Genomic DNA, 22,090 nt, shown 5'->3' with positions numbered 1-22,090 from the left:
GCCCGCGGCAGCAGCGGTCCGAGCCGGAGACGCGGCCATGATCACCGCCGTCGCGATCATCCTGCTGCTGGCCGTCGTCGCGTACGCCGTGCTCGGGGGCGCGGACTTCGGCGCCGGCTTCTGGGACCTCACCGCCGGCGGCGCGCGGCGGGGCGAGCGTCCACGGGCGCTCGTCGAGCGGTCCATCGGGCCGGTGTGGGAGGCCAACCACGTGTGGCTCGTCTTCATCCTCGTCATCACCTGGTCGGGCTTCCCCGAGGCCTACCAGTCGATCGTGCTCACCATGTTCGTGCCGCTGACGATCGCCGCGCTCGGGATCGTGCTGCGCGGCGCGAGCTTCGCCTTCCGCAAGGCCGTCGCGTCGACCCGCTACCGGCGCGTCTTCGGTGGCGGGTTCGCCCTGTCGTCCGTGCTCGTGCCGTTCTGCATGGGCGCGATGGCCGGCGGTATCGCCTCCGGGGAGGTCCCGGCCGGGGGACGCGCCGGCGACCCGGTGCAGAGCTGGCTCAACCCCACGTCCCTGCTCACGGGTGCGCTCGCGGTCGTGCTCGCGGCGTACCTCGCCGCGGTCTACCTCGTCCGGGAGGCACGGCGCGCCGACGACCGCGGTCTCGTCGAGCACTTCCGCCGGCGTGCCGTGCTCGCTGCGGTCGTGGCGGCGGCGTTCGCCGTCGCCGGGGCGCTGGTCCTGCGCACCCGGGCGCCGCACGTCGGCGAGGGCCTGACCTCCCGGGCGCTCCCGCTGACGCTCCTCTCCGTCGTCTGCGGGGCGGCGGCGCTCGTCCTCCTCGGCCGGCGGCTCGTCCGAGCGACGCGCGTGCTCGCCGCGCTCGCCGTCGCGAGCATGGTCGTCGCCTGGGGCGTCGCCCAGTGGCCGTACATCCTCCCCGAGACGCTGACCTTCGCGGATGCCGCCGCCCCGAGCGGCACGCTCACGGCCCTGGCCGTCGCCACGGCCTGCGCCGTGCTCCTGGTGGTACCGGGCTTCGTCGTGCTGTACGTCCTGGACCAGCGAGGGCTCTTGCCCGACGAGGGCGTCGAGGACGAGGGAGCGCCTCACGGACCTCTCGGCGGCTCGACGACGACCGTCGAATCATCCGCGGCGGGGGAGGGCGCCCGCGGGACGACCGTCGATGGTGGAGGCCGAGAATCCTTTCTGGACGAAGCGAGCGAGGAGAACTCCACATGAGCGCGACGACGTCATCCTTCCCTCCGATCGCCGACTACGCGTTCCTGTCCGACTGCCACACCGGCGCGCTCGTCGCCCCTGACGGCTCCCTGGACTGGCTCTGTGTCCCGGCCTTCGACGCCCCCAGCTCCTTCGGCAACCTGCTCGACCGCGGCGCGGGCTCGTTCCGCTTCGGGCCGTACGGCATCAACGTGCCGAACGCGCGCTCCTACGTCCCCGGGACGAACGTCCTGACCACCACGTGGCACACGCCTGCCGGCTGGCTCGTCGTCCACGACGCGCTGACGATGGGACCGCGCAGGGGCCACGACACGGTGACGCCCCACACCAGGCCGCCGGCCGACGCCGACGCCGACCACCTGCTCGTGCGCACGGTCGAGTGCATCGAGGGGGCCGTCGAGGTGGAGCTCGTCTGCGAGCCGGCGTTCGACTACGGCCGCGAGCCCGCGCGGTGGACCGTCGTGGGCGACGACGACCACGTCGCCGACGCGTCCGGCGCAGGCCAGCGCCTGCGCCTCAGCACCGACATGCTCGTCGGCATCGAGGGCGGCGCGGCGCGCGCCCGGCACGTGCTCCGCAAGGGGGAGACCGCGTTCTGCGCGCTGTCGTGGGCCGACGGGCTCGTGTCGCCGGCTGACGCCGCGGACGCCACCGCGCGGATCGCGAGCACCGTCCAGTTCTGGCGGGAGTGGTTGTCGAGGGCCCGGATCCCCGACCACCCGCTCCGGCACTCGCTCGAACGGTCCGCCCTGACCATCAAGGGCCTGACTTACATGCCGACCGGGGCTACCGTCGCGGCCCTGACGACGTCGCTGCCCGAGACGCCCGGGGGCGAGCGCAACTGGGACTACCGCTACACGTGGATCCGCGACACGACGTTCACCCTCCAGGCGCTGCACTACCTCAACCTCGACTGGGAGGCGGACGAGTTCATGCAGTTCGTCGCCGACCTCGAGCCGAACGCCGACGGCGCGCTGCAGATCATGTACGGCATCGACGGGCGACGGGACCTCACCGAGACGACCCGCGACGACCTCGGCGGGTACGAGGGCGCCCGACCCGTGCGCGTGGGCAACGGCGCGTTCGACCAGCGCCAGAACGACGTGTTCGGGGCGGTGCTGGACTCGCTGCTGCTGCACACGACGCGGAGCAAGCACCTGCCGATGCGGCTGTGGCCGCTCGTCGAGTCCCAGGCCTCCTGCGCGACCGCCGTCTGGCGGCAGCCCGACCAGGGGATCTGGGAGGCTCGTGGCGAACCGCGGCACTACGTCTCGTCCAAGCTGATGGGCTGGGTGGCCCTCGACCGCGCCGCCAAGCTCGCCGCCATCCGGGACGAGGAGGAGCTGTCCGCGAAGTGGAGGGCGACCGCGGACGAGATCCGTGCGGACATCCTCGACCACGGGGTCAGCGACCGCGGCGTCCTGCGCCAGCACTACGACACGGATGCGCTCGACGCGTCGACGCTGCTGGCCCCGCTGTTCGGCTTCCTTCCGGCCACGGACGAGCGGATCCGCAACACGGTCGAGGCGATCGACAGCGAGCTCACCGAGAACGGCTTCGTCCTGCGCTACCGCACCGACGAGACCGACGACGGCATGTCGGGCAAGGAGGGGACGTTCCTCATCTGCTCGTTCTGGCTGGTCTCGGCGTTCGCCGCGATCGGCGAGATGGACCGGGCGCGCAACGTCATGGAGAGACTGCTCAAGATCGCGTCCCCGCTCGGCCTCTACGCCGAGGAGTTCGAGGTCGAGCGCGCCCGGCACCTCGGCAACTTCCCCCAGGCCTTCTCGCACCTGGCGCTCATCGAGGCCGCCGGCCGGATCGTCCTCGCCGACTTCCGCGAGGAGCTGTCGCTGTGACCGAGAGGCCGGGGAAGGCCGCCACGTGGTCGTCGTCGGCGGAGGGCTGGCCGGGGTCGCCTGCGCCCACCGGCTCGGCGACGAGGGCGTGCGCGTGACCCTGGTCGACCGCAACGACTACCACCAGTTCCAGCCCCTGCTCTACCAGGTCGCCACCTCCCAGCTGCCCGCGGAGGACATCGCGCGGCCCCACCGCGTCATCTTCCGCGACTTCCCGAGCGTGGAGGTCCGCACCGAGGAGGTCGTGTCGGTCGACGTCGACGTGCCGAGCGCGACTCTCGCCGGCGGTGAGACGATCACGGGGAGCCACCTGGTCCTCGCGGCGGGCGGCCGGGCGGAGTTCTTCGGCGTGCCGGGCGCCGCGGAGCACGCCTTCCCGCTCTACTCGGTCGCCGACGCGGAGAGCTCCGCCGGCACGTCCGGGCGCAGCTGGACGCGGCGTCCCGCGACGGCGAGGACACGGGCGCGCTCGACGTCGTCGTGGTCGCCGGCGGCCCACCGGTGTCGAGGTGGCCGGAGCGCTCGCGGAGCTCATGGCTGCCCTGGCCGGGACCGGTACGATCCCGCACGCCGGACGTGTGACCGTCGTCGACCGCGGCGGGGCGCTCCTCGGTGCCTTCTCCGAGGCGTCGCACGAGTACGCCCACGAGCGGCTCACCCGCCAGGGCGCCGTCCTGCGGCTCAGGACCGGGGTCGCAGCAGTGCGGGAGCACGGCGTGGATCTCGTCGACGGGACGACGCTGCCCACCCGCACCGTCGTCTGGGGCGGTGGCGAGTCCGCCGCGCCGGTCGTGCGGTCCAGCGGAGTCGGCACCGGCCGCGGCGGCAGGTGGAGGTCCGACCCGACCTCACCGTGCCCGGCCACCCCCAGGTGTACGCGGTCGGCGACGCCGCCGAGATCCCGGCGAAGGGTTCGGGCACGCTGCCGCAGCTCGGGTCGGTCGCCCAGCAGTCGGGCCGCTGGGCCGCGGACAACATCCTGCGGGAGCTGCACGGCCACGAGAAGACCGCGTTCCGGTACAAGGACAAGGGGATCATGGCGATGATCGGCCGCAATGCGGCAGTCGCGAGGTGGGACCGCACCGCCACCAGGTCGAGGGCCCGGTCGCCTTCGCCGCCTGGCTCGGCGTCCACGCCATGTTGCTCAGCGGCGCCCACAGCAGGACCGACGCGTTCCTGTCCTGGGCGTGGGACTACTTCGACCGCGACCACGCTGCCCTTGTCGAGGAGTCGTCAGCGCCCCGACGCATCGCCTGGGGCGACGACGCCGACGACGTCCCCACCATCTCGGTCGAGCCGAGCGGCCCGACATCCTGAGATCGACCCCAGGCCTCGACCCGGCGAAGGAGTGGCACCATGCCCGAGCACTACGACGTGATCATCGTCGGCTCTGGCGCGGGCGGCGGCACGCTCGCGTACCGCCTCGCGCCGTCCGGCAGACGGGTGCTCATCCTCGAGCGCGGCGACTGGCTGCCGCGCGAGCCGCAGAACTGGGACGCCACGGCCGTCTTCGTCGACAACCGCTACGTGTCGAGCGACCAGTGGTACGACGGTGACGGGAAGGCGTTCCAGCCGCAGGTGCACTACGTCGTCGGCGGAGCCACGAAGTTCTACGGAGCGGCGCTCTACCGGCTCCGCGAGGCCGACTTCGAGGAGCTGAGGCACCACGACGGCATCTCCCCGGCGTGGGCCGTCGGCTACGACGTCATGGAGCCGTACTACACGCAGGCCGAGGAGCTGTACCAGGTGCACGGCGCCCGAGGCGAGGACCCCACCGAGCCTCCTGCGACCGGGCCGTACCCCTACCCGCCCGTCTCGCACGAATCGCGTATCCAGAGGCTGTTCGACGACATGACGGCAGTGGGGCTGCATCCTTTCCATGCGCCGTGCGGGGTCATGCTCGACGAGAGCCGCCCGGAGCGCAGTGCCTGCATCCGCTGCGCGACGTGCGACGGGTTCCCGTGCCTCGTGCACGCCAAGTCGGACGCGGACGTCGTCGCGGTGCGCCCGGCGATCGAGCACGACAACGTCACCCTGGTCCGCAACGCCCGGGTGCGCAGGCTCGAGACCGACGGGTCCGGCCGCACGGTCACCTCGGTCGTCGCCGACGTCGACGGGGCGCAGGAGCGGTTCACCGCGGACGTCGTCGTCGTGTCGGCCGGCGCCGTCAACTCCGCGAAGATCCTCCTTGCGAGCGCGAACGACCACCACCCGAACGGTCTGGCCAACGGGTCGGACCAGGTCGGGCGCAACTACGTGTTCCACAACAGCCGGGCGTTCCTGGCGGTGTCGACCGAGCGGAACGACACCCGGTTCCAGAAGACGCTCGGGCTCAACGACTTCTACTTCGGGGACGCCGACTTCGGCTACCCGATGGGCAACCTCCAGATGGTCGGCAAGTCCTCGGCGCCGATGTACCGCGGTGAGAAGCCGCTCGAGGCGGCGTTCGCCCCGACCTTCGCCCTGCGCGACGTCGCCGAGCACGCCGTCGACTTCTGGCTGTCCGTCGAGGACCTGCCCGACCCCGACAACCGGGTGACGCTCGACCGGGACGGGAACGTCCACCTGCACTATGAGCCGAACAACCAGGTGCCCATGCAGCAGCTCTACCACCGGGTGAAGAAGCACCTGAGCCGGCTGGGCATGCACCCCCACCACCTGGTCCCGCGGGACGTCTACATGAAGAACGACGTGCCGGTCGCGGGCTGCGCCCACCAGGCGGGGACCGTGCGGTTCGGGACCGACCCCGCTACGTCGGTGCTCGACACCGACTGCAAGGCCCACGAGCTGGACAACCTGTACGTCGTCGACGCGAGCTTCTTCCCCAGCATCGGCGCGGTCAACCCGGCGCTCACCGTGATGGCGAACGCCCTACGCGTCGGGGACCACCTGCTCGCGCGGCTCTCCTGACGCCGGGTTCACGCGGTCCACGGGGTGCGCCATCCGCCGGAACCAGCGGTGACGACATCGGCCTCGGCAGGTCCCCAGCTCCCCGGGGCGTACGGGTGCACGGGTGGCGGCGCGTCGAGCAGGGGCTGCATGACGCGCCACGTCTCCTCGACGGCGTCCTGGCGCGTGAACCGGACGGTGTCTCCGTCGATCGCGGCCCGGAGCAGCACCTCGTACGGCGTGGGGCCCTCGCCGCCCTCGTCGGTGAACTCCATGTTGAGGGTGATCGGGGCGACCCTCGCCTGGTCCGCCCGGTGCGCGTCGACCTGGATGCGGATGCCCGTCGACGGGTCGAGCCGGACGACGAGCATGTTCGGCTCGAGGTCGGAGGCCGCACCGCCGAATCCGAGGCGTGGCGGGCGCCGGAAGACCAGCCTCACCTCGGTCTGGGTGACGGGCAGCCGCTTGCCGGTGCGGACGTAGAACGGCACCCCCGCCCACCGCCAGTTCTCGATGTCGAGGCGGAGGGCGGCGAAGGTCTCCGTCTGCGAGTCCGGCGCGACGCCGGCGATGTCGCGGTACCCCTCGTACTGCCCCCGCACGAAGTGCGCCGGGTCGGCCGGCTCGATCGCGCGGAACAGCGCGACCTGCGTCTCCTTGAGGGTCAGCGGGTCCCCCCGGGACGGGGGTTCGGCGGCGGTCGCGGCGACGACCTGCATGAGGTGGTTGACCACGACGTCACGCAGGGCGCCGACCGGGTCGTAGAAGTGTCCGCGGTCCTCCACCCCGAAGTCCTCGGCCATGGTGACCTGGACGCAGTCGACGTACTGCCGGCTCCAGATCGGCTCGAGGATCGCGTTGGCAAAGCGCAGCTGCAGGATCTCGCCGAGCCCCATCTTCCCGAGGTAGTGATCGATCCGGAACAGCTGCGACTCGTCGATGTACGTGTGCAGCTCGTCCGCGAGGGCCCGCGCGGACGCGCGATCGTGCCCGAAGGGCTTCTCCACGACGATCCGCGCCCCGTCGGTCAGTCCTGCCTCGGCCAGCCCCTGCACCACGCGCCCAAAGAGGAAGGGCGGGATCTCCAGGTAGAACACCGGCGTCGTCGCGCCGACGATCGCCTTGCCCACGGCGGCGTACGTGTCGGGGGAGGTGAAGTCGCCCTTGACATAGGACAAGCGCGACGCGAACCGGGCGAAGACCGGCTCGTCGAGGGGCTCGCCGCTGCCCACGATCGAGCTGCGCGCTCGTTCGACGAGCTGGTCGACGGTCCAGTCGTCCACCGCCACACCGACGACCGGGCACGCGAGCAGTCCGCGCCGCTCGAGCCGGTACAGCGACCTGAACGTCATGACACGGGCGAGGTCACCCGTGATGCCGAAGACCACGAGCACGTCGGCGTGCTTCTGCTCGGGGGAAGGTGTCGACGCCATCCGTCCCATCTCCTGTCGCGTGCCGGGGGCGCGCACTGTCCCGGCGCCCGCCTCGTGTCCTCCGACGATGTCCCACGCTCGGAACCGGTGCGTCATCCGTTCCGGATGATTCCACTCGGCGCCAAGCGGTCGAGAATCGAGGACGGGACGCGACGAGGGGGTCCGACGAGGGGACCCACCGTGACGACGGGGGAGCGGCATGGTCGAGCGGCCGACGGCTCGGGGCGAGGCTCCGGCGACGGGCACGACGGCGCCGCGGCGTGCGGGGCTCGTCCTCGCCGCGCTCATCGCGGTCGCCGCGGTCGCCAACCTCAACCTGTCCGTGGCGAACGTCGCGCTGCCGTCGATCGGGCAGGCTTTCGACTCGTCGCAGACCGCGCTCGACCTCGTCGCGGTCGGGTACTCGCTCGGCCTCGCGGCGTCCGTGCTCTACCTCGGCGCGGTGGGCGACCGTCACGGGCGCAAGCTCATGCTCGTCCTCGGCCTGCTGCTGTCGGTCCCCGCCTCGCTCCTCGCGGCGTACGCGCCCAGCGACGACGTCCTGTTCGCGGCACGGGTGCTGGGGGGCGTGTCGGCCGGCATGGCCTACCCGACGACGCTCGCGCTGATCACCGCCCTGTGGTCCGGGCCGCGACGGACCCGCTCGATCGCGCTGTGGTCGGCCGTCGGGGGCGGGATCGCGGCGCTGGGACCGCTCGTGGCGGGGTTCCTCCTGGAGCGGGCGTGGTGGGGCTCGGTCTTCCTCGTCACGCTCCCGCTGGTCGCGGTCGCTCTGCTCATGGCCGTCCTGCTCGTGCCCGCGCACGTGAACGAGACCTCGGACCGCGTGGACAACCTCGGCGGAGTCCTCTCGGTGGTGCTCGTCGGGGCGCTGATCCTGGCGATCAACTTCGCGCCCGTGCCGCAGCAGGGGGCGCTCGCCGCCGGGTTCGCCGTGGTCGCGGCGGCCGCGCTCGTCGCGTTCGTCGTCCGACAGCGCCGGGCCGACGTGCCGCTCTACGACCTGCACGTCGCGGGACGCCGCATCTTCTGGGTGGCGGCCTGCGCCGGGATCATCGTCTTCGGGTCCCTCATGGCGGCCGCGTTCGTCAGTCAGCAGTACCTGCAGAACGTCCTCGGGTACACGACCTTCGAGGCAGGAGCCGCTTTCCTGCCCGCGGTGGTCCTCATGGTCCTCGTGGCTCCACGGTCGGCGAAGCTCGTCGAGTCCAGAGGGTCGAGGTTCACCCTGCTGGCCGGCTACGTCTTCCTGCTCGCCGCGTTCGTCTGGATGCTGGTCCTGTGGACCGAGGACAGCGCCTACTGGCAGATCGCCCTCGCCTACGCGTTCATCGGGATCGGCGTCGGACTGGCCGGCACGCCGGCCTCGCACTCGCTGACCGGATCCGTGCCGGTGCAGCGCGCCGGGATGGCGTCCGGCACCGCCGACCTGCAGCGCGACCTGGGTGGCGCGATCATGCAGTCGGTCTTCGGCGCCCTGCTCACGGCCGGGTACGGCGCGGCGGTCGGGGCGACCATCGCGAGCTCGTCCCGCGCCGACGAGATCACGAGCAGCGTGCAGGGCCAGCTGACGAAGTCGTTCGCCGGCGCGGAGTCGGTCGCCGAGCGGTACCCGCAGTACGCGTCGGAGATCGTCGCCGGCGCGCGGGAGTCCTTCCTCTCGGGAGCCGACTGGGCGTACACGGCGGGGATCGCGGCGGTCGTCGTCGGCGCGGTGATCGTGCTCGGCCTCTTCCCTCGCCACGACGCAGAGCTCGAGCGGCTGGCGGACTACCACCAGGAGGACGCCGCATCGCCGAGCCCCGGCTCTGACGGCTCGGGCCGCTAGGTGCTCCCGCGGCCGCGGTGCACCACCCCGCCGGCCGATCGACGAGCGTGCCGCCCGCCGGCTGCGCATGACCAGGGCGCCGTCACGCGCCCTCCACGTGCACCGTCAGCAGCGCGACGTCGTCCTCCGCACCGTCGGGGACGAGGTCGGTCAGCAGCGCGTCGAGCAGGTGGCCCGGCCCCACGTCCGCCAGCGCGGACACCCGGTCGGGCAGCGCCGCGACGCTCTCGCGCAGCCGACGGTCGCGGCGCTCGACGAGCCCGTCCGTGTAGAGCAGGAGCGTGTCGCCGGGCGACAAGGCCACCTCGGTGTCGTGACGGTCGCCGCCGAGCCCGAGCCCCAGCGGCGGGTCCGGCCGGGCCGGGAGGAGGCGCGCGGACCCGTCGGCGGACAGCAGCACCGGCGGCGGGTGCCCGGCTCGGGACAGCCGCGCCGCCCGGGTGCCGTCCGGTCCCGCGGGGTCGAGGCACGCCGCGACCGCCGTGGCCGTGACGTCGAGCCCGAGGCCTGCCGCGGTCCGCTCCGCCTCGTCGAGCACCTGGGCGGGCGTGCCGCCCGTGCTCCAGCCGACGGCCCGGACGACGCCGCGCAGGTGCCCCATGCGGGCGGCCGCGGAGACGTCGTGCCCGGTGACGTCGCCCACCAGGGCGACCGTGCGGCCGTCGCGCTGGACGAACGCGTCGTACCAGTCGCCGCCGACGTGCACCTCGGGGACCGCCGGGCGGTACCGCGCGTCGATGCGCAGACCGGGCGGGGACGGCGGGGGCGTGAGGGTCGAGTCCTGGAGCTCGAGCGCGGCGCGGCGCTCGCGGACCAGGACGTCGGCGTAGCGCCGCACGGTCGAGCCGACGGCGAGGACGTGCCCGAGGACGGACGGGTCGAGCGCGGCCTCGGGCCGCGCGTCGGGGGAGGACGTCCCGCCGTTGGGCGCGTCGTCGCGGGCCCGGCGCCGTGCGTGGACGATGTCCGTCACGTCCTCGGCCCGGTGCACGAGCACGGACACGCGGCCCGCCGGGTCGAGGACGGGCACGTTGGTCATGACCCACCACCGCTCGATCCACCGGCCCTCGGCGTCGCGCATGTCGTAGCGCTGGGGGCCGATCATCTCCAGGCGGCCCGTGGCGAGCACCCGGTCGAACGACTCGGCGACCTGGCGGACCAGGGGACCGACGTCCTCGCGCGGCGCGAAGACGTCGAGGTAGTGCCGGCCGACGACGGCGGTCGCCGGCGCGTCGATGGTGCGCAGGAACGCGTCGTTCGCGTCGAGGATCATGAGCTCGGGCGACAGCACGATCTTCGGGGCCGTGAGCGCGGCGAACACGGCGTGGTAGTCGACCTCGCCCCTCGACCCCCTCGGCGCGCCCGGCCCGACGGGCGGTCGCCGGCCCGTCGCCCCGCCCCTGTGCGGCCTCCACCTCCACCAGCGTGCCCCTGTCCGCGCCGGGGCGCAGCAGGAACGGCCGTGGCGGCTCGGCCGCGAGGGAGGGCGTCCGGGCGCGCGGCGTCAGCCGACGGCGGTCACCGGCGACGCGAGCGGCGTGCCGGAGCCGTCGCGGCGCTGGTCGGGCTCGGGCAGGTCGACGGCCTGGCCGCCAGCGCCCGTCGCGCGCGCCGGGCCCTGGCCCACCCACGCGAGGATCAGCGCGTCCTCGCCCTTGAGGAAGCGGTGGGCCCGCACCCCGCCGGTCGCGCGACCCTTGCCCGGGTAGAGCTCGTACGGCGTGACCTTGGCCGAACCGGTCTGCGTCCCGGCCAGCACGTCCGACGAGCCGGAGACCGTGACGACGGTCGCGAGGTCGCGCACGTCGGCCGGGACGACCCCGAAGAACGCGACACGCTGCCCCTCGGCCAGGCGGACGCCCGCCATGCCGCCCGCGGGCCGGCCCTGCGGTCGCACGGCCGCGGCCTCGAAGTGCAGCAGGCTCGCGTCGGTGGTGACGAACACGACCTCGTCGGCGTCCGTCGCCGGCGCGGCGCCGACGACGACGTCGCCGTCCCGGAGGCCGATGACCTCCCAGTCGTCGCGGTTGCTCGGCGCGTCGCCCGGGGCGACGCGCTTGACCACGCCCTGCGCCGTGCCGAGGGCGAGCGGGGGGGCGTCGGCCTCCAGGGAGACGACCGTCACGGCCTCCTCGCCGGGCTCGAGCGCGACGACCTCGCTGAGCGGCACACCGCCGGACAGGCTCGGCGCGCCGTCGGTCGGGGGCAGGGCGGGCAGGTCGAGCACCGACAGGCGCACGACCCGGCCGCGGCTCGTCACGAGGCCGACGGTCCCGCGCGCGGTGGCGGGGACGCGGGCGCGCAGGACGTCGTGCGCCGACCGCGACCCGGTCCGGGCCGGCTCCGTCTCGTCGCTCGTGCGGGCGAGCAGGCCGGTCGCGGAGTACAGCACCCAGCACGGCGAGTCGGCGACCTCGAGCGGGACGGCCGCCGTCGTCGTGGGCGCCGCGCCCGCGGACTCGAGCAGGACCGTGCGCCGCGGAGTGCCGTAGGTCTTGGCCACGTCCGCCATCTCGGCGGAGACGACGGCGCGCAGCCGCGCGTCGTCGCCGAGGATCTCCTCGAGCTCGGCGATCTCGCGCCGCAGCTGCTCCTGCTCCTTCTCGAGCTCGATGCGCGAGAACTTCGTCAGGCGGCGCAGCTGGAGCTCGAGGATGTACTCGGCCTGCGGCTCGGAGAGGTCGAACACGGTGCGCAGCCGCTCGCGCGCCGTGCGGGCGTCGTCGGAGGACCGGACGACCTGGATGACCTCGTCGATGTCGACGATGGCGATGAGCAGGCCGTCGACGAGATGCAGGCGCTCGGAGCGCTTGCGCAGCCGGTACGCCGACCGGCGGCGCACGACGTCGATGCGGTGGTCGACCCACACGGCGAGGAGCTCGCGCAGCCCGAGCGTGCGCGGCTGGCCGCCGACGAGGGCGACGTTGTTGATGCCGAACGAGTCCTCGAGCGGCGTGAACTTGTACAGCTGCTCGAGCACGGCCTCGGGGTTGAAGCCCGTCTTGACCTCGACGACGATGCGCAGGCCGTGCTCGCGGTCGGTGAGGTCCGTCGCGGCGGTGACGCCCTGGATCTTCTTGGCCTTGACGCCCTCGGCGATCTTCTCGATCACCTTCTCCGGCCCGACGACGTACGGCAGCTCGGTGATGACGATGCCCTTGCGGCGCGGCGTGAGGTTCTCGACCCGCGCCGTCGCGCGCGTGCGGAACGACCCGCGCCCCGTGCGGTAGGCGTCGCGCACCCCGGCGAGCCCGACGATCTTGCCGCCCGACGGCAGGTCCGGCCCCGGGACGAAGCGCAGGAGCGCCTCGAGGTCGGCGTCCGGGTTCTTCACCAGGTGCCGCGCGGCCGCGACCACCTCGACGAGGTTGTGCGGCGGCATGTTCGTCGCCATGCCCACGGCGATGCCGGACGCCCCGTTGACGAGCAGGTTGGGGATCGCGGCGGGCAGGACGCCCGGCTGCGTGAGCTTGTTGTCGTAGTTCGGGACGAAGTCGACGACGTCCTCGTCGAGGTCCGTGGTCATCGCGAGCGCGGGCGGCGCGAGCCGGGCCTCGGTGTACCGGGACGCGGCCGGCCCGTCGTCGAGCGAGCCGAAGTTGCCGTGCCCGTCGACGAGCGGCAGCCGCAGCGAGAAGTCCTGCGCCAGGCGCACGAGCGCGTCGTAGATCGCGCCGTCGCCGTGCGGGTGCAGCTTGCCCATGACCTCGCCCACGACGCGCGCGGACTTCACGTGCGCGCGGTCGGGCCGCAGGCCCATGTCCGCCATCATGTACAGGATGCGCCGCTGGACCGGCTTGAGGCCGTCGCGCGCGTCGGGCAGCGCGCGGGAGTAGATGACGGAGTAGGCGTACTCGAGGAACGAGCCCTCCATCTCCGTCGCGACGTCGACGTCGACGATCGTCTCGTTCACCGCGCCCGCGTCGGGCGAGGGGGTCGAGGGCTTGCGCGCCATGGTCGTGCGGGCTCCTGGGGGTCGGTGCGTCGCGGGGACGCGCTGCTCGTCGGGCGGACCTGCCGTCGGGCGGACGGACCGGGGCGGACCGTCGTGCCGCCGCACGTGAGGGTAGCCCACGCCCACGACAGCACCGCCGCCGGCCGGCGGGCGCGCGCCCGGGACGATCATCCTCCCCGGGTCCGCGCCGCCGGCGCAGGCGCACCGGGGCCCGGGTGCATAGCCTGGGGGCGTGAGCGACGACGGCGCCGCCGGCACGGACCCGGTGGACACGTACCCGGTGGAGTGGGAGGCGGACGTCGTCCTGCGCGACGGGACGACCACGCACGTACGACCCATCCGGCCCGGGGACGCCGACGCGCTCCAGCGGTTCCACGTGGGCCAGTCCGAGCGGTCGACGTACCTGCGGTTCTTCGCGCCCCTGCAGCGCCTGCCCGAGCGCGACCTCGCCCGCTTCACGCACGTCGACCACCGGGACCGCGTCGCGCTCGTCGCGGTCCGCCGCCGCACCGACGCCTCCGACGCCACCGACGCCTCCGACGCCACCGACGCCGCCGTCGCCGAGCGCGCCGCGGACGAGACGGGCGGTACGAGCACGGCCGGCACGGACCACGACGCGTCGACATCATCGGCGTCGCCCGGTTCGACCGGACGCCGCGCACGAGGCGGAGGTCGCGTTCAACATCGCCGACGCCGCGCAGGGACGGGGCCTCGGCTCGGTCCTGCTCGAGCACCTCGCCGCCGCGGCGCGCGAGCGCGGCGTGCGGCGGTTCACGGCCGACGTGCTGCCCCAGAACGGCCGCATGCTCGCCGTCTTCCGCGAGGCCGGCTACGACGTGCAGCAGCAGATGGACGACGGCCTCGTGGTGGTCAGCGTCGACCTCGACCCGACGGAGCGCTCCCGGGCCGTCATGGCCGACCGCGAGCACCGCGCCGAGGCGCGGAGCATGCAGGGCCTGCTCGGCGCGACGAGCGTGGTCCTCGTGGGCCCCCCGGACCCGGCCGACGGAGGCACCCCCTCGCTCGAGGGGATCCTCGCGCACCGGCGCTCGCGGCGCTCGCGCGCGGCGAGCGGACCGCGGTCCACGTGGTCGGTCCGTCCCTGCCGTCGCGGGCGTCCTCGGACGCGCGGCTCGTCCCGCACGCGTCGCTCGCCGAGGTGCCGGGCCCGGTCGAGCTCGCCGTCCTGGCCCTGCGACCGCCCGAGGCGATCGAGGCCGTCCGCCGCCTCGACCGCCTCGGGGTGCGGGGCGTCGTCGTGCTCTCGGCCGGCTACGCCGAGACCGGCGAGGCGGGCCTCGCGCTGCGCCGGGAGCTGCTGCGCGCCGCGCACACCGCCGGGCTGCGCGTCGTCGGCCCGGCCAGCTACGGACTCGTCGCGACGGGGACGGGCGCCGACCGTCCCCGGCTCGCGGCCACGCTCGCGGAGGACCTGCCCGCGCCGGGCGTCGTCGGGCTGTTCTGCCAGTCGGCGCCGATGGCCGTGACCCTGCTCGCGACGACGGCGCGCCGCGGGCTCGGCGTCTCGACGTTCCTGTCGGCGGGCCACCGCGCCGACGTGTCCGGCAACGACCTCATGCAGTACTGGCAGGACGACCCGGCCACGCAGGTCGTGTGCCTGTACCTCGAGTCCATCGGCAACCCCCGCAAGTTCACGCGCATCGCGCGCCGCCTCGCCTCCGTCAAGCCGGTCGTCGTGGTCACCGCGGGCCGGTCCGGGCACGTCGTGCCGCCGGGGCACGCGGTGCGCTCGACCCGTGCACCGCGCCGCACCCTCGAGGAGATGCTGCGGCAGTCGGGCGTGATCCGGGCCGAGAACACGCACCACATGATCGACATCGCCCAGCTCCTCGCGCACCAGCCGCTGCCCGGCGGCCGGCGCGTCGGCGTCCTCGCGAGCTCGGCGTCGCTCGCGGCCCTGGTGGCCGAGGCCGCCGTCTCCGCCGGGCTCGTCTCCCACACCGACTTCCTGCCCAGGACGCCTCCGCCGAGCGGGTGGCCGAGGCGGTCGACGCCGTCTACGCCCCGAGGCGTGCGACGTCGTGGTCGCGGTGCAGGTGCCGACCGTGCGGCCGCGTCGCGCCGACGTCTCGCACGCGGTCGCGCACGCCGCGGCGCGCACGCGGCGCACGACGGTGGCCAGCATGCTCGGGCTGCACGGGCTGACGGACGAGCTGTCGGCGCCCGAGCCGCGCGCTCCCGCCCCCTCCGACGGCCCGTCCGCCGACGGCGAGCCGTGCCGCGTGCCGGCGTACTCCACGCCGGAGGACGCCGTCGCGGCGCTCGGCGCCGTCGTGCGCTACGCCGCGTGGCGCGAGACCGACCACGGCGCGCCCGTCCGGCCGGACGGGGTCGACACGGCGCGGGCGCGCGGGCTCGTCGACCGGGCGCTCGCCGGGACCACCGAGGCGGAGCTCGACCCGGCGACCGCCGAGGAGCTCCTCGCGTGCTACGGCGTGCGCGTGTGGCCCGCGCGGCGGGTGCGCACCGCCGACGAGGCCGTCGCGGCGGCGGACGAGATCGGCTGGCCGGTGGCCCTCAAGAGCACCGCGTCGGCGCTGCGCCACCGCGCCGACCTCGGAGGGGTGCGCCTGCGCATCGCGGACGAGGCGGAGCTGCGCGCCGACGTCGAGCAGATGCGGGCCGGGCTCGCGGCCGTCGTGCCGAGCGCGGCCGACGCCCCCTTCGAGGTGCAGGCCATGGCCGACGCGGGGGTGGCGTGCGTGGTCCGCTCCACCGAGGACCAGCTCTTCGGGCCGGTCGTCTCCTTCGGGCTGGCCGGGGACGCCGTCGACCTCCTCGGCGACGTGGCGTACGGCGTACCGCCGCTCACCGACGTGGACGTCGCGGCGATGGTCCGCTCGGTGCGCGCCGCGCCGCGCCTGTTCGGGTACATGGGGGCGCCGGCCGTCGCGACGGCCGCGCTCGAGGACGTCCTCGCGCGCGTGTCCGTGCTCGCCGACGACCTGCCGGAGGTGCGCAGCCTGGAGCTGCACCCCGTGGTGGTCTCCGAGCACGGCGCGGCGGTGCTGAGCGCGCGGGTGCGCCTGGGCGACGCCCAGCGCGCCGACACGCTGCGCCGCGCCCTGCCGGGCTGAGGGCGCGGGCGCCGTCCACGGCGCGTGTCGCGGGCTGGCCCGCGCGCGGCGGCAGGTGGGAGAATGCGCGGGTGCCCTCCACGACCTCCGACGCCTCCGCCGCCTGGACCGACCTGACCGACCAGCTCCACCGTGCCGGCTACTACCCGGAGCTGGTCGCGGACGTGCTCGACGTCGCGGTGGCGCGCGAGGAGATCGTGTCCCACCTCGTGCTGCCCGAGACGACGTTCGACGCCTCCGAGGTCCGGCGCCACCTCACGGTGCTCGTCCTCACCCCGACCCGGCTCGTCACGGCGCACGTGGACGACCACCCGGCGGACAGCGAGAACCCGTCGGCCTCGGCCGCCGCGACGACGGAGTCCGTCCCCCTCGCCGAGATCCGGTCCGTCTCGCTCACCCACGTGGTCGCGGACCCGCAGAAGCACCGCACCGGCACGCCGCCGCTCGAGGTGACGCTCGCCCTCGGCTGGGGCGCCGTCTCCCGCGTCGACCTCGCGCCCGCGGGCTGCGACGACCCGGCCTGCGAGGCCGACCACGGCATGACGGGGCAGATCCTCCCGGACGACGTCGTGGTCCGGGTCAGCGCCGAGGCCGAGGGCCGCGCCGCGGTCGCCGCCGCCGTCGACTTCGCCACGGCCCTGTCCCGGGCGACGGCGCAGCGTCTCCCGTGAGCGTGCCGCCGTCGGGGCCGGCGGCGGGCCCGGCCGTCGACCTGCCCGCGGACCTGCTCGCCCCCCGGCCGGGCACGGGCGGGCTCGCGGCCGTCCTCCCCGCCGCCCTCGACGCGCTCGGCGTCCCCGTGACCACGACCACGGGACTCGACGGCGGCGCGGCGCGCGCCGACCTGCGGCTGCCGGCGGCCGAGCGCGTGTGCGTCGTGCTCGTCGACGGCCTCGGCCACCTCAACCTCGCCGAGCGCGCCGGGCACGCCCCGTTCCTGCGCTCCCTCCTGCCCGACGCGCGCCCGCTCACGTCGACGTTCCCGAGCACCACGGCCGCCGCCGTGGGGGCCTTCGGGACGGGCACGGCGCCCGGGCGCACCGGCATGCTCGGGTACACCCAGCGCAACCCGGCGACCGGCGGCCTCGCGAACATGGTGTCGTGGGACGGTGCGCCGCCGCCGGACGAGGTCCAGCGGGAGCCGACGCTGCTGGGCGTGGCCGCCGACGCGGGGCTGACCGTCACCTCGACCGGGCCGGGACGGTTCGCGGGCTCCGGCATGACGCTCGCCGCGCTGCGCGGCGGGTCGTACGCGGCGGCCGAGCGTCTCGGCGACCGCGTGGACGCGGCCCTGCGCGCCCTGCGACGCCCGGGGCTCGTCTACGTCTACTGGGGCGAGGTCGACAAGACGGGGCACCACCACGGCTCCGGCTCGTGGCAGTGGGGCGACGAGCTCGAGGCGCTCGACCGCGAGCTCGCGCGCCTCGCGCGCTCGCTGCCCGCGGGCGCGCTCCTGCTCGTCACCGCCGACCACGGCATGGTGGACGTCGACCCGACCCTGCGGCGCGACGTCGCGCACGACCCGGTGCTCTCGCGCGGCGTCGCCCTCGTCGGCGGCGAGCCGCGGGCGGTGCACGTGTACGCCGAGCCCGGGCGGGCGGGCGAGGTCGCGGCCCGCTGGCGGGAGGCGCTCGGCGACGACGCCCTCGTGCTCGAGCGCGACGACGCGTTCGCCCGCGGCCTGCTCGGCCCGGACCCGCGCCCGGAGGCGGTGGCCGCCACCGGTGACGTCGTCGTCGCGATGCGCGGCCGCGCGACCGTGGTCGACTCGCGCACCCAGACGGCGGCCTCGCTCGCGCTCGTCGGCGTGCACGGCTCGCTCACCGAGCGCGAGATGCGCGTCCCCCTGCTCGTGACCGCCCGCTGACGCGGCCCCTCCCGCCGACCCCTCGACCCGCCGACGCGACGGACCGCGACCGACCGAGAAAGGGCCCGCATGGCCGAGCTCGTCTTCTTCTCCGGCACGATGGACTGCGGCAAGTCCACGCTCGCCCTCCAGCTGGACCACAACCACGCCGCCCGGGGGCGGCGCGGCCTGATCTTCTCCCGCGACGACCGGGCGGGGACGGACCGCCTCTCGTCCCGGCTCGGGCTCGAGGTGACCGCGCACGAGGTGCGCGACGACACCGACTTCTGGGCGTTCGTGACCGGCCAGCCGGACCCCGTGGACTACCTGGTGTGCGACGAGGCGCAGTTCTACTCCCCGGCGCAGGTCGAGCAGCTCGCCCGGCTCGTCGACGAGACCGAGGTCGACGTCTTCGCGTTCGGCATCACCGCCGACTTCCGCACGCGCCTGTTCCCGGGCTCGGCGCGGTTCATCGAGCTCGCCGACCGGGTCGAGGTGCTGCAGGTGCAGTCCCTGTGCTGGTGCGGGGCACGCGCGACGCACAACGCGCGCACCGTGGACGGGCGCATGGTCGTCGAGGGGGAGCAGGTCGTCGTCGGCGACGTCGGCACCGGGCCGGGCGAGGTGGCCTACGAGGTCCTGTGCCGGCGGCACCACATGCGGCGGATGACCACCGCCGCGGCACGCGCCCTGGCACCCGCCGACGGCCTCTCGTTCGACCTGCCCGGCTGAGCCCGCCACGACGGCTCGGCGCACCGGGTGCCCCGGTGCGCCCGATCGACCGGGCTCAGTGCTCGGGGCGTGCCCCGAAGACGATCTCGTCCCAGCTGGGGACCTTCGCCCGCGACCGGCCCCTGCCCTTGCGGGTCTCGCGCGACCCGGCGCGCGTCGCGGCCGGTGCGTCCGACGGGCCGCCGTCGGCCGGCTCCTCCGGCGCGGTCGCACGGCGGGTCGAGGCCGGCGCGCGCACCGTGCGCGACGGCACGTCCGCGTCCACGTCCTCGGCGCGGCGTGCCGCGAGGGACCGGTCCGCCCCGTCCCGCTCGGCGGGAGCGGGCGGGCGCGACGCGGGACGCACCGACGGGAGGCGGACGACGGTCGCGCCGCCCCCTGGGCCGCCGTCGTGGTCGTCCTCGTGGTCGCCGTCGCGGTCGTCGTCCTCATGGTCGTGGTCGTCGCGGTGGTCGTGGTGTTCGCGGTGGTCGTGGTCGTCGGCACCGTCGAGCATCGCCAGCGGGCCGAACCCCTCGAACGGCTCCTGCCCGTCGAGGTCCGGACCGGCCGGGGAGCGCGCGGGCTCGGACCGCGGGCGCACGCCGCGCCGCCGGCCGAGGTCGTCGAGCAGGTCGGCCGTGCCGTCGGCCTCGGCCGCGCGGCGCGGCGCGTGACGCCGGGGCGCGGCGGAGTCGACGTCGAACACGTCGGCGCCGACGGCCGCGGGCTGCGGGGCGGGCTCCGGCTGGGAGATCCAGCGCGCCTCGTCGTCGAGCGCGTGCAGCGCGCGCGACGACGCGTCGTAGGACCACCGCGCCGTGCTCCGGCCGGAGGCGACGGTGAACGCGACCGTGACGACCCACGGTGCACCGGGCTGGCGCGCCGCCGACCACTCGACCCCCGCGAGGTCGACGTCACGGGAGGCCAGGCGGCGCGCGGTCAGCTCCTCGACCGTCGGGGCGTCGTCCTCGTGCCCCGGCCGCGAGGCGCGCACGCGCTCGACGACGTACTCCTGCTCGGCGAGGACCGGGCCCGCGAAGCGGCGCACCTGCTCGACGGCGAGCCCGGCGGCCTCGGCGACCTCCTCCACGCCCTCGCCGGCGCGCAGCCGGGACTGGATCTCGCGCGGCGACAGGCGTCGCGAGTCCTCCGCGCGCAGGTGCTCGAGGTGAGGGCGGTCCCGACGGACCGCGGCCCGCAGCGCCTCGGAGATGGGCAGCACGAAGCGGGCACCGCCCTCGCCGCCGAGGACGAGGTGCTCCCCGTCCTCGTGCAGCCTCACCAGCTGGAGCTCGTCCATCGGTCCTCCCGTGTCGCCGTCGCTGTCTCGAGGGTGCCATCCTCCCGCCCGCGCCGGGTGCACCACGCCCGGTGTGCCGCGGACTGGACACGGGCGGGACCGGCTCCTGGGAGGATCGTGCCCGTGATCCTCGACCTCGTCCCCGGTGACGCCCTCGAGCTCGGCGGGGTCTTCTGCGCGGCGCTGTCCGGCGGCCTCGCCGCGGTCCGCAAGCGGTTCGACCTCGTGGGCGTGCTCGTGCTCGCGTGGGCGGCGGGCCTCGGCGGCGGCATGCTGCGCGACGTCCTCATCGGCGCCGTGCCGCCCGTGGGCATCTCGGACTGGCGCCTGGTCGCCGTCGCGGCCGCCGCCGGCGTCGTCACGTTCTTCTGGCACCCACGGCTCGAGCGGCTCCGGCGCAGCATCGTCGTGCTCGACGCCGGCGCGCTCGCCCTGTTCGTGCTGTCCGGCACCATGAAGGGCCTGGAGTACGACGTCGGGCCGCTCGCCGCGGTCTTCGTGGGCGTGCTCACGGGCGTCGGCGGCGGGATCCTGCGCGACGTGCTCACGAGCGAGGCGCCGCTGCTGTTCCAGGACCAGCAGCTGTACGCCGTGCCGGCGCTCGCGGGCGCCGTCCTGACGGCGGTGCTGTGGGAGGCGGGCGCGCTCGGGCCGCTCTCGCAGGCGGGCGTCCTCGCGCTCGTGCTCGGGTTCCGCCTGGTCTCGCTGCGCCTCGGGTGGTCCGCGCCCGGCCCGTGGGAAGGTCGTCGTCCCGGCCCGGGGTCGGGCAGGATGTGAGCCGTGCACGCGTTCATCGACGAGACCCACCTGCCCGACGACGTCACCGTAACCGCGCTGCGCGAGCTCGCCGAGCGCCTGGCGCGCTCCGCCGGCGAGCTCGTGCGCACCGGTCGCCCGGACCGGGTGGAGGTGGCGTCGACCAAGTCGACGGCGACGGACGTCGTGACGCGCATGGACGCGGACTCCGAGGCGCTGCTGCGCCGGGAGATCGCGGCGGCGCGCCCCGACGACGCCGTCCTCGGCGAGGAGGAGGGCTCCACCGGGGGCACGTCCGGGATCACGTGGGTGGTCGACCCGATCGACGGCACCGTCAACTACCTGTACGGGGTGGCGTCGTACGCGGTGTCGGTCGCGGCCGTGGTCGGCCCGCCGGACCCCGCGCGTTGGACCGTGCTCGCCGGGGCCGTGCACTCCGTCGTGGACGGACGCACCTGGACGGCCGGTGCCGGTGCCGGCGCGACGCTCGACGGCGTCGCGCTGCAGGTCTCCGAGCCCGCCGAGCTCGCGCAGTGCCTCGTGGGCACGGGGTTCGGCTACGACGCCGGGCGGCGCGGAGCCCAGGCCCGCGTGCTGGTCGAGGTGCTGCCGCGCGTGCGCGACATCCGCCGGCTCGGCTCCGCGGCGATCGACCTGTGCCTCGTGGCGAGCGGGGAGCTCGACCTGTACTACGAGCGCGGCCTCAACCCGTGGGACATGGCGGCCGGTGCGCTCGTCGCCCAGGAGGCGGGGGCCCGCGTGACCGGGCTGCACGGCCGGGCCGCCGGGCACGACATGACGGTCGCGGGGGGCTCGTCGCGCGTCGCCGAGCTCGTCGAGCTGCTCGAGGGGACCGGCGCCGACACCGACGACTGACGGTGTCCCGGCGCGTGCCGCAGGCCCGGCGGGACGCCCGCCGGGGGACCGCCGGCACGTCCGGTGGGGCCCGGCCGGAGGGGCACGGCCGGCACCCGTCCAGGCCGCGGACGGCCCTGCCGGGAGCGTGACGAAGGACACGCGCGGCGCGCCGTGCGCCACGAGGTGCATCCCTCAGGGAAATGGTGCAGAATCCGGGGGCCCGCCGGGAACAATTCCGGTGCGGCGTGCATTGATCAGCGTGCACGTGCCCCGAGATCCCGGGGCACGACACGTCACGGGACGTCCCCCGCGTCCCCGTACCCGTGCCGTCCGGCACCACCGGCACCGTCCGGCCCCTCGGCCGT

At 75.0% G+C, this 22,090-nt stretch carries 16 protein-coding genes and 3 pseudogenes; 15 read left to right on the top strand and 4 right to left on the bottom strand.

Features of this window, described 5'->3' with window-relative positions:
- The first annotated feature begins 37 nt into the window (after nucleotides 1-37).
- From BJF88_RS21860 to BJF88_RS08965, 6 genes and pseudogenes are all read left to right on the top strand, one after another.
- The gene (locus tag BJF88_RS21860; RefSeq protein WP_083649005.1) at nucleotides 38-1,189 is read left to right on the top strand and encodes a cytochrome d ubiquinol oxidase subunit II; all 1,152 of its coding nucleotides are present in this window, start codon (nucleotides 38-40) and stop codon (nucleotides 1,187-1,189) included.
- Nucleotides 1,186-3,048, top strand: coding sequence for a glycoside hydrolase family 15 protein (locus BJF88_RS21855; RefSeq protein ID WP_075828574.1), 1,863 nt, complete (start codon nucleotides 1,186-1,188; stop codon nucleotides 3,046-3,048). Before BJF88_RS21860 ends, BJF88_RS21855 begins: the two co-directional genes overlap by 4 nt.
- Before the next feature lie 25 nt (nucleotides 3,049-3,073).
- A pseudogene (locus BJF88_RS23385) lies at nucleotides 3,074-3,433 on the top strand (FAD-dependent oxidoreductase); the annotation flags it as partial.
- Nucleotides 3,336-4,094, top strand: coding sequence for an FAD-dependent oxidoreductase (locus BJF88_RS23380; protein ID WP_369824544.1), 759 nt, complete (start codon nucleotides 3,336-3,338; stop codon nucleotides 4,092-4,094). The pseudogene BJF88_RS23385 and the gene BJF88_RS23380, both read left to right, overlap by 98 nt.
- Before the next feature lie 25 nt (nucleotides 4,095-4,119).
- Nucleotides 4,120-4,365 carry a hypothetical protein gene (locus tag BJF88_RS20385; protein ID WP_222843964.1) on the top strand — a complete coding sequence of 82 codons (246 nt, stop codon included), beginning with the start codon at nucleotides 4,120-4,122 and terminating at the stop codon, nucleotides 4,363-4,365.
- A gap of 39 nt (nucleotides 4,366-4,404) precedes the next feature.
- Nucleotides 4,405-5,958 (top strand): GMC family oxidoreductase, encoded by a 1,554-nt coding sequence (locus tag BJF88_RS08965; protein WP_075828534.1) that lies wholly within the window; start codon nucleotides 4,405-4,407, stop codon nucleotides 5,956-5,958.
- A gap of 8 nt (nucleotides 5,959-5,966) precedes the next feature.
- Here BJF88_RS08965 and zwf read toward each other — a convergent pair whose 3' ends face one another.
- Nucleotides 5,967-7,370, bottom strand: coding sequence for a glucose-6-phosphate dehydrogenase (gene zwf / locus BJF88_RS08960; RefSeq protein ID WP_075828573.1), 1,404 nt, complete (start codon nucleotides 7,368-7,370; stop codon nucleotides 5,967-5,969).
- A 199-nt stretch (nucleotides 7,371-7,569) separates the two neighbouring features.
- Between zwf and BJF88_RS08955 the strand changes: the two genes are divergently transcribed.
- Nucleotides 7,570-9,198, top strand: coding sequence for an MFS transporter (locus tag BJF88_RS08955; RefSeq protein WP_075828533.1), 1,629 nt, complete (start codon nucleotides 7,570-7,572; stop codon nucleotides 9,196-9,198).
- Between the two features lie 82 nt (nucleotides 9,199-9,280).
- On the opposite strand, the gene BJF88_RS08950 is transcribed toward BJF88_RS08955, so the two are convergent.
- The gene (locus BJF88_RS08950; RefSeq protein ID WP_075828532.1) at nucleotides 9,281-10,519 is read right to left on the bottom strand and encodes a PP2C family protein-serine/threonine phosphatase; all 1,239 of its coding nucleotides are present in this window, start codon (nucleotides 10,517-10,519) and stop codon (nucleotides 9,281-9,283) included.
- A gap of 183 nt (nucleotides 10,520-10,702) precedes the next feature.
- On the bottom strand, nucleotides 10,703-13,153 hold the full coding sequence (locus tag BJF88_RS08945; protein ID WP_075828572.1) for a DNA topoisomerase (ATP-hydrolyzing) subunit A: 2,451 nt from the start codon (nucleotides 13,151-13,153) through the stop codon (nucleotides 10,703-10,705).
- A gap of 683 nt (nucleotides 13,154-13,836) precedes the next feature.
- On the opposite strand from BJF88_RS08945, the pseudogene BJF88_RS23375 reads away from it, so the two are divergent.
- The 6 genes and pseudogenes from BJF88_RS23375 to BJF88_RS08915 all read left to right on the top strand — a co-directional run.
- Nucleotides 13,837-13,926, top strand: a pseudogene (locus tag BJF88_RS23375) (GNAT family N-acetyltransferase); the annotation flags it as partial.
- A 314-nt stretch (nucleotides 13,927-14,240) separates the two neighbouring features.
- A pseudogene (locus BJF88_RS23370) lies at nucleotides 14,241-14,945 on the top strand (CoA-binding protein); the annotation flags it as partial.
- 250 nt (nucleotides 14,946-15,195) lie between these two features.
- Nucleotides 15,196-16,251: an acetate--CoA ligase family protein gene (locus tag BJF88_RS20375; RefSeq protein WP_075828530.1), complete on the top strand. Its 1,056-nt coding sequence runs from the start codon at nucleotides 15,196-15,198 to the stop codon at nucleotides 16,249-16,251.
- Between the two features lie 71 nt (nucleotides 16,252-16,322).
- Complete coding sequence (locus BJF88_RS18280; RefSeq protein ID WP_083648997.1) at nucleotides 16,323-16,922, top strand: DUF5998 family protein; 600 nt, start codon at nucleotides 16,323-16,325, stop codon at nucleotides 16,920-16,922.
- The gene (locus BJF88_RS08920; RefSeq protein WP_075828528.1) at nucleotides 16,919-18,118 is read left to right on the top strand and encodes an alkaline phosphatase family protein; all 1,200 of its coding nucleotides are present in this window, start codon (nucleotides 16,919-16,921) and stop codon (nucleotides 18,116-18,118) included. The genes BJF88_RS18280 and BJF88_RS08920 overlap by 4 nt, the downstream gene beginning before the upstream one ends.
- Before the next feature lie 69 nt (nucleotides 18,119-18,187).
- Nucleotides 18,188-18,829, top strand: coding sequence for a thymidine kinase (locus BJF88_RS08915; protein ID WP_075828527.1), 642 nt, complete (start codon nucleotides 18,188-18,190; stop codon nucleotides 18,827-18,829).
- Nucleotides 18,830-18,884: 55 nt separating this feature from the next.
- Here the strand turns inward: BJF88_RS08915 and sepH are convergent, their stop codons facing one another.
- Nucleotides 18,885-20,111 (bottom strand): septation protein SepH, encoded by a 1,227-nt coding sequence (sepH, locus tag BJF88_RS08910; protein WP_075828526.1) that lies wholly within the window; start codon nucleotides 20,109-20,111, stop codon nucleotides 18,885-18,887.
- A 123-nt stretch (nucleotides 20,112-20,234) separates the two neighbouring features.
- Between sepH and BJF88_RS08905 the strand changes: the two genes are divergently transcribed.
- Nucleotides 20,235-20,888 carry a trimeric intracellular cation channel family protein gene (locus BJF88_RS08905; protein ID WP_083649003.1) on the top strand — a complete coding sequence of 218 codons (654 nt, stop codon included), beginning with the start codon at nucleotides 20,235-20,237 and terminating at the stop codon, nucleotides 20,886-20,888.
- Nucleotides 20,889-20,891: 3 nt separating this feature from the next.
- Complete coding sequence (locus tag BJF88_RS08900) at nucleotides 20,892-21,743, top strand: inositol monophosphatase family protein (RefSeq protein ID WP_255371902.1); 852 nt, start codon at nucleotides 20,892-20,894, stop codon at nucleotides 21,741-21,743.
- The last annotated feature ends 347 nt before the right edge of the window (nucleotides 21,744-22,090 follow it).

The sequence above is a fragment of the Cellulosimicrobium sp. CUA-896 genome, from assembly GCF_001942335.1.
Lineage (GTDB): Bacteria > Actinomycetota > Actinomycetes > Actinomycetales > Cellulomonadaceae > Cellulosimicrobium.
The sequence above is the reverse complement of the archived record's forward strand: the minus strand, read 5'-3'. Positions and strand labels throughout refer to the sequence as shown.

Bases quoted from the DNA above. Each gene is read 5' to 3' on its own strand.
- BJF88_RS21860 (WP_083649005.1), top strand. From the start codon at position 38: ATGATCACCGCCGTCGCGATCATCCTGCTGCTGGCCGTCGTCGCGTAC.
- BJF88_RS21855 (WP_075828574.1), top strand. From the start codon at position 1,186: ATGAGCGCGACGACGTCATCCTTCCCTCCGATCGCCGACTACGCGTTC.
- BJF88_RS08965 (WP_075828534.1), top strand. From the start codon at position 4,405: ATGCCCGAGCACTACGACGTGATCATCGTCGGCTCTGGCGCGGGCGGC.
- zwf (WP_075828573.1), bottom strand. From the start codon at position 7,370: ATGGCGTCGACACCTTCCCCCGAGCAGAAGCACGCCGACGTGCTCGTG.
- BJF88_RS08955 (WP_075828533.1), top strand. From the start codon at position 7,570: ATGGTCGAGCGGCCGACGGCTCGGGGCGAGGCTCCGGCGACGGGCACG.
- BJF88_RS08945 (WP_075828572.1), bottom strand. From the start codon at position 13,153: ATGGCGCGCAAGCCCTCGACCCCCTCGCCCGACGCGGGCGCGGTGAAC.
- BJF88_RS08915 (WP_075828527.1), top strand. From the start codon at position 18,188: ATGGCCGAGCTCGTCTTCTTCTCCGGCACGATGGACTGCGGCAAGTCC.
- sepH (WP_075828526.1), bottom strand. From the start codon at position 20,111: ATGGACGAGCTCCAGCTGGTGAGGCTGCACGAGGACGGGGAGCACCTC.